This window comes from Mesorhizobium sp. RCC_202 (assembly GCF_041355295.1).
In the GTDB taxonomy this organism is placed as follows: Bacteria; Pseudomonadota; Alphaproteobacteria; order Rhizobiales; family Rhizobiaceae; genus Mesorhizobium.
Map to the genome: position 1 here is coordinate 97,783 of NZ_JBFUPO010000003.1, position 13,260 is coordinate 111,042.

Below are 13,260 nucleotides of genomic sequence, written 5' to 3' on the forward strand. Positions count from 1 at the left end.
AGTCATGTGAATGATGACAAGCAGCTGTCGGTCTTTCTCCTTTGGGGCGCGAGCTTTCTACGCCCGCCCCGGAGGAAATATTAACATATGTTACGACCGTAAATGGGATCAGCTGCCACCGCAACCGCATGATGTTGGACCCCGCGATAACCTTAATTTCGAGTTCTTTTCCGGAGGCTTCCCGAACGAAAGGTAAGGGGATACATTAGCAATTTGTTAAGTACGCGTGGGGCGCGAGTAAGGGATCTGCCGTGATGAATTTCAAGTCTCTGATCAAGCGGGCCGAGGACGTCGATAAGGAATTTCAGGAATTCCAATCGGATCTGGCGGAAGCATTCGAGGACGTTCTTGCAGATGATGGACAGGCGCCGTCGGAGGATGGTGTCGCTGCCGGCCAGGAACTGGTGGGAAGTGACGACAATCCGCCGGCCGAAGAACCGTCCGGCACAGCGACATCGCGGCTGACGCCGCATACCCAGACGCGGTTGGCCGCCCTGGAGGCCGTTGCCGGGCTGTTCCGGGACGGACAGGGCCATTTGCAGGAGATCGAGGCCAGACTGGCGGAGATCGCCACCGCGCATCACATGACGCGTGAAGTCCTCAACGTCTTCCATCGCGACGTATTGCGCTCCAACGAGCTGGAATTGGCGAACCTCGCTCTCACCACTGAACACAAAACGCTGTCGGAACAATTGCTCGACGCCGCTCGCAAGCAGCGCGAACGCGACGGCGCGGCCGAGGCCTGGCAACAGCGCGAGGCGAGCCTTGTCCAGGACCGGGAGCAGTTGCGCTCGGCACTTGCCGCCGTGCGCCTGGAACTGGTGGAGATGGGCAGTGAGAGCGCCAGGCGCGAGACGGAGTTCGGCGAGGTCGTCAAGGCTTTGACGGCCAAGACCGTCGAAGTCGACAGGCGCGGCGCCGAGAACAAGCTGCTGCGCGAAAAGCAGGTCGGCCTGTCGGTCGACCTCGAGCAGGCGCAAAAGCGCGAGGCGGAGGCCCGGCACAAATTCGACGAGTTCGCGGCAACCCACGCCAGCGAAACCGTCCGCATTGCCGAGCTGATGGCGCAGGTCGGCAATCACGAAAAGGAAGAAACCCGGCTGCAGAAGACGCTGGAGGCAACGCAGGCCAGGCTTGCAGAGACAGCCGAGGCGGCGCGCATCGCCGAAAGCGACGGCGCCGCCGAATTGGCGCGCGGCCAGGCGGAGATGCGCGGTTTGCGTTCCGAGCTCCAGGAGTTGCAGTCGCGTCTGGATCGGGTCTCGACCGACAATGGCGAGGCCACGGCCGAGATCACCAGGCTCAAGGCGCTGTTGAACGACGCCGTGACCGAACGCCAGATCGCGGAGCAGAGGCTCGCCGTTCTCAAGGAAGAGAGCGAAGTCGACAAGAAGAACCTGTCGGCGGTCAGCACCAATCTCTCGCAGCTTTCGCTGCAGCAGACGTCCGAGCAGATCCAGCTCGATATCCAGAAGCAGGAATGCGAGGATCTGCACGCCGAGATCGAAGCGCTCAATGCCCGCATCCGGGAGTTGCTGCCTTATGAGCGGCTGCACCGGGTGACGGACGCGCGATCGCGCAAGGATGCCACGCCTGCGGCCAACGGGATCATTACGGAAACGGCGCGTCCCGCTCCGCGGCGCGTTCCACGGCGCAACCTGCGCGCCAACGCGGGCTGAGAAAACCGCCGCTCGCTTTTTCCGGAATTGCCTAGAGCGGTTCAGCGTTTGATAGAATCGCCGGACCGCTCTAACTCTTCGTTTTTACGCAATTCCGGACGGAAAACCGCTACGCACTTTTCCTGGAATTGCTCTGGCTGAAACTACTTCCCCGCCATGCTGTCGGCCAGCCCTTGCGCCTGGGCAAGCAACCCCGCGAAAGCCGGATCTCCGGGCAGGTGCTGGGCCATGCAGGCGCGGTAGTCGGCGTCACCCTTTTCCCAGGCGGCGTTGCCGGCATCGGTGTTGGTCGAATCGTCCTGGTTCGCGCCCTGATCGGCCTGCTGGGCTTTCTGCGCGTCGGCGTCGGCGGCTGCCCAGATCGAATCGCACGCCGCGATCTTGGGTACGGCCGGCGATGCCGGCGCTTCGGCGATCAGCACACGGTCGCCTTTCACGACGGCAACGACGACATGCTGGTCGTAGATCGGTCCGACATCCTGCGTCCAGCCGCCGAGACGCGCGACCACCGCGTCGGCGCCCTCGGGCTTCTTCAGCGAAAAGTCGAGCGTGCCGGAGAACGCAGCGTCGCTGCCGATCGCCTGGGTGTAGAAACCGTCGAGCTTCAGCGCTTCGCCGATGTCGGTGGGCAGCTTGAAATCCGCGTCCGTCTCGGCCGCCTTGGATTTCAGCCAGCGCTCGGTCAGCCCGCGTGTCGAGACCACGATGCTCGGGCCGTCGTCGCTCTGGGAATATCGCAATCCGTCGAGCATGCCGTAGCCGATGTCGGAGGCGTTGAGGCTTTGCAGGTTGATGGTGCCGGTCGCCGGGAAGTCCTTGACTTGAAGCGGGCCGAGAATGGAGGCGAGCCGCTGCTGCAGGTCGGCCAGATCCTTCTCGTTCTGGGCATCGATGGTTTCGATTGCCGTGTTGGCGCTTTCCTGCGCCGCGATGGCTGCCATCGCCTTGTCGCGCGCCGCGATATAGTCGTCCTCGGGCGAGGCCGCATATGCCGCGCTGGCCGAGAGCGTCAGGAGAAGTGTCAAAACCAACCGCATCATGGAATCCCCGCGCGCATTCTGCCCGATGTTGCAAGCATGTTTGATGACAAGTTTGGGCTAAATAAAGACCGAAGGCGCTGCCAATCTCCCCCCTCGTGGGGGAGATGCCCGGCAGGGCAGAGGGGGGCGTGAAGGAACGCGGCGTCTGCTGTTGAGGGAACCCAGAAGGGTTGCACTGAACGATTGGGCTCGACGGCTAGCTGGAGGCGCTGGCGGGACAGCGCCCCTCTCTGGCCTGCCGGCCATCTCCCCCACGAGGGGGGAGATCGGCAGTTGCTACGCCGCGCTTGATTCACATCACCCCTTGCGCTTCTCCACCTCCGCCTTGCGCAGCAGGAACCGCTGGATCTTGCCGCTCGGCGTCTTCGGCAGCTCGGTGACGAACTCGACCTCGCGCGGATAGGAATGCGCTGAGAGCCGCTTCTTCACGTGCTGGGCGAGTTCTTCGGCAAGCGCGTCGCTACCCTTGAAAGCTGGCGCCAACACCACGAAGGCCTTGACGATCTCGGTGCGCTGCGGGTCGGGCACGCCGACCACCGCCGCCTCGTTGACCGCCGGATGCTCGATCAGCGCGCTCTCCACGTCGAAGGGCCCGATGCGGTAGCCGGCCGAGGTGATGACGTCGTCGGCGCGGCCGATGAAGGAGACCGAGCCGTCCGGCTCGTATTCCGCCGTGTCGCCGGTGCGGTAATAGCCGCCGGCGATCGCCGGCGTCTCGGCCTGGTGGTAGCCGTCGAACCAGCGCAGCGGCGATTGCGCGATGTCGACGGCAAGCACGCCCGGCTGGTTAGGCCCGAGCTCGTTGCCCGCTTCGTCCAGCACCACCATGCGATAGCCCGGCATGGCGAAGCCCGCTGACCCGGCGCGCACACGATGCGCCAGGCCGTGATGGTTGTTGACCATCATGCCGTTCTCGGTCTGGCCGTAATGGTCGTGGATCGGCACGGCGAGGTTGGCGTCGAACCAGCGGATCACTTCCGGGTTGAGCGGCTCGCCGGCGCTGCTCACCACGCGCAGCCTGCCTTTCACGCGCGTCGCCGCCTCGGGCCCTTCCGCCATCAGCAGGCGAAAGGCGGTGGGCGAGCCGGCCAAGCTGGTGACGCCGAGACGCTCAATGATGTCGTAGGTCGATTTGGCGTTGAAGGCGCCTTCATAGAAGGTGGTGGCGATGCCGAGCAGCAGGGGGCCGGTGATGGCGTAGTAGAGCCCGTAGGCCCAGCCGGGATCGGCGATGTTCCAGAACACATCGTCGGGCAGCAAGCCGATCGCGTCGCGCATATAGGCGCCGAAGGCGGGCAAGGCGCTGAGCGGCACCGGCACGCCCTTCGGGTGCCCGGTGGTGCCGGAGGTCGACATCATCATGAACAGGTCCGAGCCTTTGCGCATTACCGGTTGGCAATCGGGGGAGGCGGCGGCCAGCGCGGCGCGGAAATCGATGTCGCCTTCGGGCAGTGTCTCGCCTTCGCCAAGGATGATGGCGATGCGCGGGTGGTTTTCCACCTCGTCGAGCTTGCCGCGGTTGGCCGGGTTGGTCACCACCAGCTTGGCCTTGCTGTAGCTCAGCCGATGCTCGATCGCCTTCGGGCCGAAAGCGGTGAACAAAGGCTGGTAGACCGCGCCGATGCGCCAGGCGCCGAGGATCAGCGCCACCAACTCGGGGATGCGCGGCAGCATGCCGGCCACGACATCGCCGGGCCGCACGCCGAGGTCCTTCAGCAGATTGCCGACGCGGCCCGACATGTCTGCCAGGTCGTCGAAGCTGACTTCGCGCAGCTCGCCACCAGCCGAGATCGCGCGCAGCGCCAGCCGGTTCTCGCCGGTGTAGCGACCGCAGCACTCGACATAGGCGTTGATGCCGGTCGCCGGATCGCCGTGCAGACGCGCGATCTCGTCCTCGATGCGGAAACGCCGAACGGCATCCTCATAGCGCGGCAGCGCCGGTTTGTCGGTCATGGCTGTCCTCCCTCGGGGGGAGATTGCCTGAAAAGATAGCGCTGGTCGATTGCGCCGAAAGTCGGAGCAGGAGGCTGCTAACTGGTCTCGTCTGCGCTCTACGGCGCGCCCTCTGTCCTGCCGGACAGAGGGCGCGAAGGAGCGCTGGCCTTCGTCGTTCAAAGCCTTTCCAATCAGCAGGCTAGCACGGGTTCCGGAATCAACATCTGAACGGCCTATCCTCGCTTCCGATAAAGACTCACCGTCGTCTCCTTGCCCACGCCCGCCGGCGTCAGCATGTAATAATCATAGCTCACGACCTCGCCCGCTGGCCCGACCAGCCGCTTCGACCAGATCGGCGCCTCCTCGACCCGCATCTCGCCCCACTGCCGCGCGAAGTCCGCGCTCAGCGCCTTGAGTGGGTCGAGCACGGCCTGGATGTCGGGCTCCGAGGTAAAGCCAACCGTCGCGGCGCGGAATTGCGCGATCGCCGAGCGCGACACCACATCCCAGTCGGCGAACAGCGCCCGCCAGGCCGGATCGAGGAACAGCCGCGCAAGCAGGTTGCGCTTTGCCGGATCCGCCGGGTCGAAGCCGCCGAACAGGTCCGACGCCTCTTCGTTCCAGCCGACGAAATCCCAGGCGCGATTCAGCGCATAGGCCGGATTGGGCGACAGCGCCCCAAGCAGATCGGCAAGGCGCGGATCGGGTAAGCGGTCTTCGCGTCGCACTTCGGGCAGCCATTCCGGCTTGCCGAGCTTGAACAGATGCTCGCGCTCGACCGGCATCAGCTTCAGCACATTGGCGAGCGCGCTCAGCACCGGCGCCGACGGGTTCGCCTCGCGCCCTTGTTCCAGCCATGTGTACCAGGTGGCGCTGATGCCGGCGAGCAGCGCCACCTCTTCGCGCAGCAGCCCGGCGGCGCGCCGGCGCGTGCCGGTGGCGAGGCCGTGCCGCGCCGGCGCGACGCGCTCGCGCATGGCGCGCAGGAAGCGACCGAGCTCCTTGCGCCTGTCCGCCTCGGCGGTTCGTTCAAGCATGTTTGCCCTCGAAGGTGGTAGCGGCGCTACCAGCAGCGCCGCTTGTCTTGTACCACCTGACTACCAGTATAAACGGGATGGCGCACCGAACAACACCGGGTCGCTTCGTGTCGCGGCCGGCCAGCCAGGAATCCCGCAATGAATGCGCTGAAAAACATCAGGAACATCGACTACACCGTCATCTTCGCCCGCGACATGAAGCAGATGCGCCGCTTCTATGAGGAGGTGATGGGCTTCCCCATCCATTCGAGCCTTGGCGAAGGCTGGACCGTCTACCGGGTCGGCTCCTGCCTTCTGGCGCTGACCGAACGCGGCGTGATGTTCAACGATGCGCCGACACCGCAAGGCGCGCTGTCGCTGCAACTCGCCTTTCGTGTGACGCCCGGTGAGGTCGACCAATGCGCCGGGGCGCTACGCGCAGCCGGCGTCGCCATCGAGGGCGAACCAACCGACCAGCCCTGGGGTCACCGGACAGTGTTCTTCCGCGATCCCGATGGCAATGTGCTGGAGATCTACGCGGATATTTGAACGTCAGGGCAGGCGCAGGCCTTGTGCCTGCATATGCCGTTTCCAGCGGCTGCGCAGTTCGCCTGGACGGCAGCCGATGCGCTCGTCGAGGAAGGCCGCGACGATGATGCGGTCGGTGCGGAAATGGCGGAAATCCTGGCGCAATTCGCACCAGGCGGCGAGCAGGCGCACAGTCTCTGCGTAACCGATCATCGTTGGCCAGATGATGCGCTCGCTCTCTTCGCCGGTTTCGTTGCGGTAGCGGATGCGGATCTTGTGGCCTTTGCGGATCGATGCCCGCGCCCGGGCGATGTCCAGCCCGTCGGGCAGGTTTTTACGGCCAAGCGGTGTGCCGACGCTGGGCTGGCTGACGAAGGGGCGCAACCGCTCGGGCACCACGGTGGCAATCTTGGCGATCAGGTCGCGCGCAGCACTCGCCAGCACGGCGTCGCCTCTGTCGGCCACCCATTGCGCGCCGAGCACCGCCGCCTCCAACTCGTCCGGTGTCAGCATCAGCGGCGGCATGTCGTAGTCGCTGTCCAGCACATAGCCGAGGCCGGCTTCGCCCCGGATCGGCACGCGCTGCCCGACCAGGTCGGCGATGTCGCGATAGACCGAGCGGCGCGAGGTCTCGAGTTCCTCGGCGATCTGGCTCGCGGTGATCGGCAGGGTCGAGCGGCGCAGGATCTGGATGATCTGGAACAATCGGTCGGCGCGGCGCACGGCATGTCTCCTGTTGCCACTATGGTGGCAGCAGGGATGCTCCACAAGTCGGGTCACCGAACGCAAGCGATGGAGAACACCAGATGAATTTCGTTTCAACGCGCATCATCACCGCCGACGTCAAGAGGCTCGTCGACTTCTACGCGACGGTTACGGGCGTTCAGCTCACGCTCTACACCGAGGATTTCGCTGAACTCATCACCGAGGCGGGCACGCTGGCGATCGGCAGCACGCGTACGCTTAAGCTCTTCGGCGGCGATCACGTGGCGAGCCCGGCCGCGAACCATACAGCGATCATCGAGTTCCGCGTCGCCGACGTCGATGCGGACTATCGCCGGCTCGCCGGGCAGTTGGGAGAAGCGCTGGTGCAGGAGCCAACCGCCATGCCGTGGGGCAATCGCTCGCTTTTGTTTCGCGATCCGGACGGCAATCTGGTGAATTTCTTCACACCGGTCACGGCGGAAGCGATTGCGAAGTTCGAAAGGTGAGGGCAGGGCTGCCGCCTGGCTCCGATACCCAGGGGGCGCCGAGGAATGAGGGCGCAACGGAGTAAGCGGTTGACCCCATCGATCATCCGGCCGATAGGAGCCGCTTGCTTGCCAGATAACGACAATGACCATCGACCTCAAACATCCAGCCACGACCCCCGAACCCACCTGGCAGGACGATGTCCGCGCCGGCGTGCGCCATGTCCGCGACCTGTCTTCGCTGCCGCTGTCGCCCGCCGAGCGTGAGGCTGCCCAGGCCGCCGCCGCGGCCCACAAGGTGCGCGTGCCAAAACCCTATCTCGATCTGATCGACTGGAACGACCCCAACGATCCGATCCGCGCCCAGGTCATCCCGTCGCCGGACGAGGTCGTGGCGACGGACGGCGAGCTCGACGATCCGATCGGCGATCATGCCTTCAGCCCGGCGCCTAGGCTGACGCACCGCCATGCCGACCGCGTGCTTCTGTTTCCCACCTACCAATGCGCCGTCTACTGCCGCTTCTGCTTCAGGAAGGAATCGCTGACATCGATCGGCCGTGGCTATACAAGCGAGGCGCTGGAGCCGGCGCTGGCCTATATCGCGACCCGTCCCGAGATCCGCGAAGTGATCCTGACCGGCGGTGATCCGCTGTCGCTGCCCGACAAGGCGCTGGCCGAAATCCGCGCCCGGCTGGAAGCGATCCCGCATCTCAGGCTCTTGCGCATCCACACCCGCGTGCCGGTGGCGCTGCCGTCGCGCATCACCACCGGCCTGGTCGAGGCGCTGCAGGGCCGGCTGATGGTCACCGTGGTCACCCACTTCAATCACGCGCGGGAAATCACTGAAGCCACCGAAGTGGCCTGCCGCACGATGCGGCTGGCAGGTTTCGTGCTGCTCAACCAGAGCGTCCTCTTGAAGGGCGTCAACGATAAGGTCGAGGTGCTGGAGGAGCTCTGCCGCGAGCTGATGTACCGGCTGGGCGTCAAACCCTATTACCTGCACCATGGCGACCTCGCGCGCGGCATGGCGCACCGCCGCACCACCATCGCCGAGGGCCAGGCGCTGGTCGCGCAATTGCGCAAGCGCCTTTCCGGCATCTGCAACCCGACCTATGTCATCGATCTTCCCGACGGCGGCGGCAAGGTGCCGCTTGCAGCAAGCCACATCGAGGGCAGGGATGGGGAGACCTGGCGCATTCGCGGTCAGGACGGAAAGGTGCGCGAATATCGCGAGGTGACGGCAGAGACGTCAATATAAAGATTGACATGGTTGCCACAATTGTATATGTAAATATTGACGTAACTTCCTAAAACGTCAATATGGGAGTTTACAATGAGTGTCAGGCAAGCCGTTCTCGGACAATATCAGGCGAAAGTGGACCTCGCCCAGAGCGGTAATATCGAGATCCCTCCGGAAGGTTGGATCCGCACGGTGCGCAAGGCGCTCGGCATGTCCGGTGCCGAGCTTGGCCGGCGGATGAATTTGACGCGCGCGCGCATCGCGCAGGCGGAGCATGCCGAACTGGACGGCGGCATCACACTGAAGTCCATGCAAGCCGCGGCCGCGGCAATGGGTTGCCGGTTTGTCTATGCCTTCGAACCGCCGGGCAGCATCGAGAACGTCATCATCCAGCAGGCGCGAAAAAAAGCTCAAGCTGTCATTGGCGCGGCTGGCCGGCATATGGCTCTCGAGAACCAGACCGTATCCGACAATCGCACGGAACAGGAGATTGCACGCCTCACGCGCGATCTCGTCCACGACATGCCCTCCGATTTCTGGCGGGACAATTGACCTGTGGCCTGGCGTTTGTCGGGGCGGATGTTCCGAGATAGTTGCCGGGAGCACTCGATCTATCTGGCCACGACTTCCCCCGGATTCATCACATTACCCGGATCGATCATCTCTTTGATCATCCTCGCCAAGTCCCGCTTCACCGGATCGGCGTGGCGTTCATAGGCCGCGCGCTTTTCCAGCCCCACGCCATGCTCGGTCGAGAACGAGCCGCCGGCGGCGGCCAGCCCCTTATAGAGCACGTCCTCGACCGCCTTGTGCCGGTCGGCGGGAAGCGGCCCGTCGGCGTTGATCGAGATGTGCAGATTGCCGTCGGCAACATGGCCGAAGACGTAAGGGGCGTAGGATGCGTCGAGCGTCTTCAGCCCGGCCTCGATGCGCGCCACATAGGCGTTCGGACTTGCGGGTACGTCCAGGCCGTCATGGGTGGTGTCCCGTTGCAGCGCTGGTCGGCCCGCCTCAGATAAGGCGGTTGCGCTCCGCGAGCACGCGCGCGCGTCGCAAGGTGCCGACCGTATCGGCGACCTTGCGTCTTGCGTCTTCGTCATGCCGGATCGCCAGTCGCGGCGACTTGGCTTTTGACGACTTGTATGGCGGCTTGATTGCGACGGGGGCCGCGTCCGGAGTTTTCATGTCTCTCATTGTTGTTATCCTTTCACATGAAATGATCGCGGGGCTATTTCGCCGGCAATTCTTATGCGCTGTGTCAGATCGCGCGTCCGGTCTCCTGCCGCCGCTTGTCGTCTTGCTCGTTCAATTGCGCGGCCATCTTTTCCGCCCGCCGCGTCCTCATGCCGACCATGATCTTGTGCCCGGCCTCGACGGGCTGGCCGGTGAAGATGTCGAAGACGGTCCAACTGTTCGGCTTGTCCAGCCGCAGCGCGTAGCGCTTTGCCATTGAGGCATTCCTTTTCGGTTGCGCCAACCGACGTTTGCCGATCGTTCAGGCCTTCATCACGAAGAAGACCGACGCCAACACGGCAACGACCCACAGCACCACCAGAACCTTCAAGGCGAGCGCCCCGTGCGATGCAAGCGCTGACCGTATGCGCGCTACCGCACCGCCCGTGCGTGTCGATCCCACGGCCACCGTCGCGACCGCGGCGGGCGCGCTGCCGCCAAACTTGCCAAAAATGCGAGGCCGTTCAGCCATGGGTACGACCTCGATTGTGTGGGGCAATGCCGGCTGCAAGCAACAGTGCGGCGGCTGACGACGTGGCGCCATGCCTCCCTATAGACCGCTTCGGATGCCATGGATAGGAGCGCGAGAAATAATTACCGGAGATGCAAAAATATATACGATGGTTTCATTGTATTATCTCAGTTTTTCACGCCAAAAATCCGGAATTTTATTTCCTGACAAAAAATAAAAAGACGAAATCGGCTTGTTTTAAACGTAAATGAGGCGCATATAAAAGGCTCGTTGATTTGGTCGAGTTGGCTTTCGCCCCGTCGGAGCCTCGCCATCCTTTCCGAATTCTCGATAGCGAATGCATGGCGCCACCCGGCGCGGCGGTTCGCTTCGTTCGGACCCTGGAATGACACTGGCGCTGACCACGGATGTACTGGCAGCCCGGCAGGTCGTTCCAGCGGTTCGACGGCAATAGGGGCGGAAAGGCGCGACGCGCTTTTCCAGCGGGAAGCGGCAACCATGACCACGCGCACCACGCCAACCGTCGTTCACTTCAACGCGGCGTTTGCGCTGCCGGGTTTCGATGCGCCGCAGCCGCCCGGGGACTACCGCGTCGATGTCGACGAGGAGCCCCTGGAAGGCGCCTCGCGCGTCGCATGGCGTCGCGTCGCCACATTCATTCACCTGCCGGCTATCTCCGCAAGGGAGCTCTCGCGGCAAATGGTGCCGATCGACGCGGCCTCGCTCGAAGCCGCGCTCGACAAGGACCGGAGACAATCATGACAAGCCTCATGCAACGCAATGCCCGCCCCATCCAGCACGGAGCCCCGCTGCGTCTGTTCGATGTCGGACAGGCGGTTCGCTTGAAGGGCGGTTTTGGCACCGGTCCGAAGACCGGCGAAATCTACCGCGTCACCGCCACGCTGCCGCCGAAAGGCGCCTCGCCGCAATATCGCATTCGCAGCGACGGCGAGCCCTATGACCGCGTGGCGACCGAGGACAGTTTGGAACGCGTCGTCCCATCGACGTCGGACAATGGCATAGCTCTCATCGAAAGGACGTTCGGACATGGCCAAGGGACAGAAACACTCGAACCGCGAAATCAGGAAGCCGAAGCAGGCAAAAGCTCCGGCCAAGCCTGAGACCGGCTTCGGCGCGCAGGTCAAAGCCGCCGCCGTCCTGGGCGGTCCGGGCAAAGGCAAGGGCAAGGTCTGAGGCCGGCGCAGGCGCGCTCGCGATGAAGATCGTGATCGAATTCTATCGCACCCGGGCCGAGGACGACGCGCAGGCCGTCGTCGGCCGCGAGACGGCGCTGGCGGCCGATGTCGAAGACGCCATCGAGATCGCGCGGCTTCTGGCAACGACGCTGGAGATGCCGCAACAGCCGGACGCCGTCTTGATAACCGGCGCCGACGGCGCGATGCTCTACCGCGGCGCCATCGCGGCGCAAGCAGGCTGGGAGGGGCCGACAGCATGAACAGCACCGGCATCATCGCCAGCAAAAGCATCACCGAATGGGCCGGCGGCGCCGGATCGCGAACCTTGGATTGCGAAAGCGCCGCCGCGGGGGCGACTTGCATGACCGTCAATATGGCCGCCGCGTCGAGGCTGACCGCCCCTGGATCGTCTATCACGTTTTCAGCGGCATTCCGGCGCATGTCGACGGCGCTGCCATGATCGGCCTGACGCGCGCCGTAGCGAGGCAATCCATGTTGGCGCTCAACTTTTGCAACACACGCCGCCAAAATGAATGGGGCGCCGAGCGCCCACTCACTCGCGCCCCTTCCCAAACACAGGCTCGCTGCTCATGACCCTCGCTTTTCCAAACCCCAGCCGCAGCTTCGATGAAGCGCGCAACGCCGTCTGCTTCATCGCCCATGACGGCATGTTCAAGGTCCGCTTCTTCGTCGAGGCCGAGGCGCTGACGCGGTCCGGCATCGCGCCCAACGGCAGGGGCACCGCCGAAGCGACATATCTTTCGGCCTTCGACGCCCAGCGCGGGTCGATCGAACGCGTCGCCAGCAAGGCCTATGCCCGCGGGCGACACGATTCCTACACGCTTACCGCAGCCGATTTCCGGTAACGCAAAGAGATGCTGATCCGCTACGGCTACGAGATTACGCTCACCTGCCAGCAACCGACCGCGCTGGTCTGCCTGCTATCGGTGCACCAAGACCGCGCGGCGGATATCCGGGTTCCCGAAACCCTGTTCATCACGCCCGACGTCGCGACGTCCACCTACCGCGATCTGTTCGGCAACCTGTGCCGGCGACTGGTCGCGCCCGCCGGCGACATGACCATGTGGGGCGATGCCACGATCGAGGACGATGGCCAGCCGGACAGGCAATTGCCGATGGCCCGCGAAATCGCCGTCCAGGATCTGCCGGACGACTGCCTGGTCTACCTCTTGGGCAGCCGCTATTGCGAGACCGACCGGCTGAGCCAGACCGCATGGGACCTGTTCGGCAAGGTCGCGCCGGGCTGGGGCCGCGTGCAGGCGATCTGCGATTTCGTCCACAATCACATCAAGTTCGACTACCTGCAGGCACGGGCGACGCGCACGGCCTTCGAGGCCTACCAGGAGCGCATCGGCGTCTGCCGCGACTTCGCCCATCTGGCGGTGACGTTCTGCCGCTGCCTCAACATTCCCGCCCGCTACGTCAACGGCCATCTCGGCGACATCGGTGTGCCGGTGGTCGACCCGATGGATTTCAGCGCGTGGATGGAGGTCTTTCTCGACGGCGCCTGGCACACCTTCGACCCGCGCAACAACAAACCGAGGATCGGCCGCATCCTGGTCGCCCGCGGCCGCGACGCCGCCGACATCCCACTCATCAACTCTTTCGGCCCGCACGAGCTGAAGGGATTCCGGGTGTGGACCTACGAGGTGACGCAACTGCTCGTGCACTAGCCGGCCAGAGGTTCGGCCTCCCGGTATCGGCTTGTCG

At 64.3% G+C, this 13,260-nt stretch carries 19 protein-coding genes; 11 read left to right on the top strand and 8 right to left on the bottom strand.

Annotated features, from left to right (window positions below):
* The first annotated feature begins 254 nt into the window (after positions 1-254).
* Complete coding sequence (locus tag AB6802_RS07700; protein WP_371009450.1) at positions 255-1,679, top strand: hypothetical protein; 1,425 nt, start codon at positions 255-257, stop codon at positions 1,677-1,679.
* A 143-nt stretch (positions 1,680-1,822) separates the two neighbouring features.
* Here the strand turns inward: AB6802_RS07700 and AB6802_RS07705 are convergent, their stop codons facing one another.
* The 3 genes from AB6802_RS07705 to AB6802_RS07715 all read right to left on the bottom strand — a co-directional run bounded on the left by AB6802_RS07705 (position 1,823) and on the right by AB6802_RS07715 (position 5,691).
* A complete protein-coding gene (locus AB6802_RS07705; RefSeq protein WP_371009451.1) occupies positions 1,823-2,716 on the bottom strand; it encodes a hypothetical protein in 894 nt (297 codons plus the stop codon).
* 300 nt (positions 2,717-3,016) lie between these two features.
* The gene (locus tag AB6802_RS07710) at positions 3,017-4,672 is read right to left on the bottom strand and encodes an acyl-CoA synthetase (protein WP_371009452.1); all 1,656 of its coding nucleotides are present in this window, start codon (positions 4,670-4,672) and stop codon (positions 3,017-3,019) included.
* Positions 4,673-4,887: 215 nt separating this feature from the next.
* Positions 4,888-5,691, bottom strand: a complete 804-nt coding sequence (locus AB6802_RS07715) for a helix-turn-helix transcriptional regulator (protein ID WP_371009453.1) — start codon at positions 5,689-5,691, stop codon at positions 4,888-4,890.
* 138 nt (positions 5,692-5,829) lie between these two features.
* On the opposite strand from AB6802_RS07715, the gene AB6802_RS07720 reads away from it, so the two are divergent.
* Complete coding sequence (locus AB6802_RS07720; RefSeq protein ID WP_371009454.1) at positions 5,830-6,219, top strand: VOC family protein; 390 nt, start codon at positions 5,830-5,832, stop codon at positions 6,217-6,219.
* Between the two features lie 3 nt (positions 6,220-6,222).
* Here the strand turns inward: AB6802_RS07720 and AB6802_RS07725 are convergent, their stop codons facing one another.
* The gene (locus AB6802_RS07725; protein ID WP_371009455.1) at positions 6,223-6,921 is read right to left on the bottom strand and encodes a helix-turn-helix transcriptional regulator; all 699 of its coding nucleotides are present in this window, start codon (positions 6,919-6,921) and stop codon (positions 6,223-6,225) included.
* Between the two features lie 83 nt (positions 6,922-7,004).
* On the opposite strand from AB6802_RS07725, the gene AB6802_RS07730 reads away from it, so the two are divergent.
* From AB6802_RS07730 to AB6802_RS07740, 3 genes are all read left to right on the top strand, one after another.
* Positions 7,005-7,409 (top strand): VOC family protein, encoded by a 405-nt coding sequence (locus AB6802_RS07730; protein WP_371009456.1) that lies wholly within the window; start codon positions 7,005-7,007, stop codon positions 7,407-7,409.
* A gap of 124 nt (positions 7,410-7,533) precedes the next feature.
* Positions 7,534-8,646, top strand: coding sequence for a KamA family radical SAM protein (locus AB6802_RS07735; RefSeq protein ID WP_371009457.1), 1,113 nt, complete (start codon positions 7,534-7,536; stop codon positions 8,644-8,646).
* A gap of 75 nt (positions 8,647-8,721) precedes the next feature.
* On the top strand, positions 8,722-9,180 hold the full coding sequence (locus AB6802_RS07740) for a mobile mystery protein A (protein WP_371009458.1): 459 nt from the start codon (positions 8,722-8,724) through the stop codon (positions 9,178-9,180).
* 59 nt (positions 9,181-9,239) lie between these two features.
* Here the strand turns inward: AB6802_RS07740 and AB6802_RS07745 are convergent, their stop codons facing one another.
* The 4 genes from AB6802_RS07745 to AB6802_RS07760 form a co-directional block, all read right to left on the bottom strand.
* Positions 9,240-9,566: an FAD-linked oxidase C-terminal domain-containing protein gene (locus tag AB6802_RS07745; RefSeq protein ID WP_371009459.1), complete on the bottom strand. Its 327-nt coding sequence runs from the start codon at positions 9,564-9,566 to the stop codon at positions 9,240-9,242.
* Between the two features lie 73 nt (positions 9,567-9,639).
* A complete protein-coding gene (locus tag AB6802_RS07750) occupies positions 9,640-9,822 on the bottom strand; it encodes a hypothetical protein (protein WP_371009460.1) in 183 nt (60 codons plus the stop codon).
* 64 nt (positions 9,823-9,886) lie between these two features.
* Positions 9,887-10,078, bottom strand: coding sequence for a hypothetical protein (locus AB6802_RS07755; RefSeq protein WP_371009461.1), 192 nt, complete (start codon positions 10,076-10,078; stop codon positions 9,887-9,889).
* A gap of 45 nt (positions 10,079-10,123) precedes the next feature.
* Positions 10,124-10,333, bottom strand: a complete 210-nt coding sequence (locus AB6802_RS07760) for a hypothetical protein (RefSeq protein ID WP_371009462.1) — start codon at positions 10,331-10,333, stop codon at positions 10,124-10,126.
* Positions 10,334-10,831: 498 nt separating this feature from the next.
* On the opposite strand from AB6802_RS07760, the gene AB6802_RS07765 reads away from it, so the two are divergent.
* From AB6802_RS07765 to AB6802_RS07790, 6 genes are all read left to right on the top strand, one after another.
* Positions 10,832-11,095, top strand: coding sequence for a hypothetical protein (locus tag AB6802_RS07765; protein ID WP_371009463.1), 264 nt, complete (start codon positions 10,832-10,834; stop codon positions 11,093-11,095).
* Positions 11,092-11,454, top strand: a complete 363-nt coding sequence (locus AB6802_RS07770; protein ID WP_371009464.1) for a hypothetical protein — start codon at positions 11,092-11,094, stop codon at positions 11,452-11,454. The genes AB6802_RS07765 and AB6802_RS07770 overlap by 4 nt, the downstream gene beginning before the upstream one ends.
* A 95-nt stretch (positions 11,455-11,549) precedes the next feature.
* Positions 11,550-11,789: a hypothetical protein gene (locus AB6802_RS07775; RefSeq protein ID WP_371009465.1), complete on the top strand. Its 240-nt coding sequence runs from the start codon at positions 11,550-11,552 to the stop codon at positions 11,787-11,789.
* A complete protein-coding gene (locus AB6802_RS07780; protein ID WP_371009466.1) occupies positions 11,786-11,989 on the top strand; it encodes a hypothetical protein in 204 nt (67 codons plus the stop codon). Before AB6802_RS07775 ends, AB6802_RS07780 begins: the two co-directional genes overlap by 4 nt.
* Positions 11,990-12,119: 130 nt before the next feature.
* Positions 12,120-12,395 (top strand): DUF1488 domain-containing protein, encoded by a 276-nt coding sequence (locus tag AB6802_RS07785; RefSeq protein ID WP_371009467.1) that lies wholly within the window; start codon positions 12,120-12,122, stop codon positions 12,393-12,395.
* Positions 12,396-12,404: 9 nt separating this feature from the next.
* Entirely contained in the window at positions 12,405-13,223 is an 819-nt protein-coding gene (locus AB6802_RS07790; protein ID WP_371009468.1) for a transglutaminase family protein, read from the top strand.
* The last annotated feature ends 37 nt before the right edge of the window (positions 13,224-13,260 follow it).

What these genes read in the sequence shown, in the direction of transcription:
- AB6802_RS07700 (WP_371009450.1), top strand. Translation starts at nt 255, where the DNA reads ATGAATTTCAAGTCTCTGATCAAGCGGGCCGAGGACGTCGATAAGGAA.
- AB6802_RS07705 (WP_371009451.1), bottom strand. Translation starts at nt 2,716, where the DNA reads ATGCGGTTGGTTTTGACACTTCTCCTGACGCTCTCGGCCAGCGCGGCA.
- AB6802_RS07710 (WP_371009452.1), bottom strand. Translation starts at nt 4,672, where the DNA reads ATGACCGACAAACCGGCGCTGCCGCGCTATGAGGATGCCGTTCGGCGT.
- AB6802_RS07715 (WP_371009453.1), bottom strand. Translation starts at nt 5,691, where the DNA reads ATGCTTGAACGAACCGCCGAGGCGGACAGGCGCAAGGAGCTCGGTCGC.
- AB6802_RS07720 (WP_371009454.1), top strand. Translation starts at nt 5,830, where the DNA reads ATGAATGCGCTGAAAAACATCAGGAACATCGACTACACCGTCATCTTC.
- AB6802_RS07730 (WP_371009456.1), top strand. Translation starts at nt 7,005, where the DNA reads ATGAATTTCGTTTCAACGCGCATCATCACCGCCGACGTCAAGAGGCTC.
- AB6802_RS07735 (WP_371009457.1), top strand. Translation starts at nt 7,534, where the DNA reads ATGACCATCGACCTCAAACATCCAGCCACGACCCCCGAACCCACCTGG.
- AB6802_RS07740 (WP_371009458.1), top strand. Translation starts at nt 8,722, where the DNA reads ATGAGTGTCAGGCAAGCCGTTCTCGGACAATATCAGGCGAAAGTGGAC.
- AB6802_RS07750 (WP_371009460.1), bottom strand. Translation starts at nt 9,822, where the DNA reads ATGAGAGACATGAAAACTCCGGACGCGGCCCCCGTCGCAATCAAGCCG.
- AB6802_RS07755 (WP_371009461.1), bottom strand. Translation starts at nt 10,078, where the DNA reads ATGGCAAAGCGCTACGCGCTGCGGCTGGACAAGCCGAACAGTTGGACC.
- AB6802_RS07760 (WP_371009462.1), bottom strand. Translation starts at nt 10,333, where the DNA reads ATGGCTGAACGGCCTCGCATTTTTGGCAAGTTTGGCGGCAGCGCGCCC.
- AB6802_RS07765 (WP_371009463.1), top strand. Translation starts at nt 10,832, where the DNA reads ATGACCACGCGCACCACGCCAACCGTCGTTCACTTCAACGCGGCGTTT.
- AB6802_RS07770 (WP_371009464.1), top strand. Translation starts at nt 11,092, where the DNA reads ATGACAAGCCTCATGCAACGCAATGCCCGCCCCATCCAGCACGGAGCC.
- AB6802_RS07775 (WP_371009465.1), top strand. Translation starts at nt 11,550, where the DNA reads ATGAAGATCGTGATCGAATTCTATCGCACCCGGGCCGAGGACGACGCG.
- AB6802_RS07780 (WP_371009466.1), top strand. Translation starts at nt 11,786, where the DNA reads ATGAACAGCACCGGCATCATCGCCAGCAAAAGCATCACCGAATGGGCC.
- AB6802_RS07785 (WP_371009467.1), top strand. Translation starts at nt 12,120, where the DNA reads ATGACCCTCGCTTTTCCAAACCCCAGCCGCAGCTTCGATGAAGCGCGC.
- AB6802_RS07790 (WP_371009468.1), top strand. Translation starts at nt 12,405, where the DNA reads ATGCTGATCCGCTACGGCTACGAGATTACGCTCACCTGCCAGCAACCG.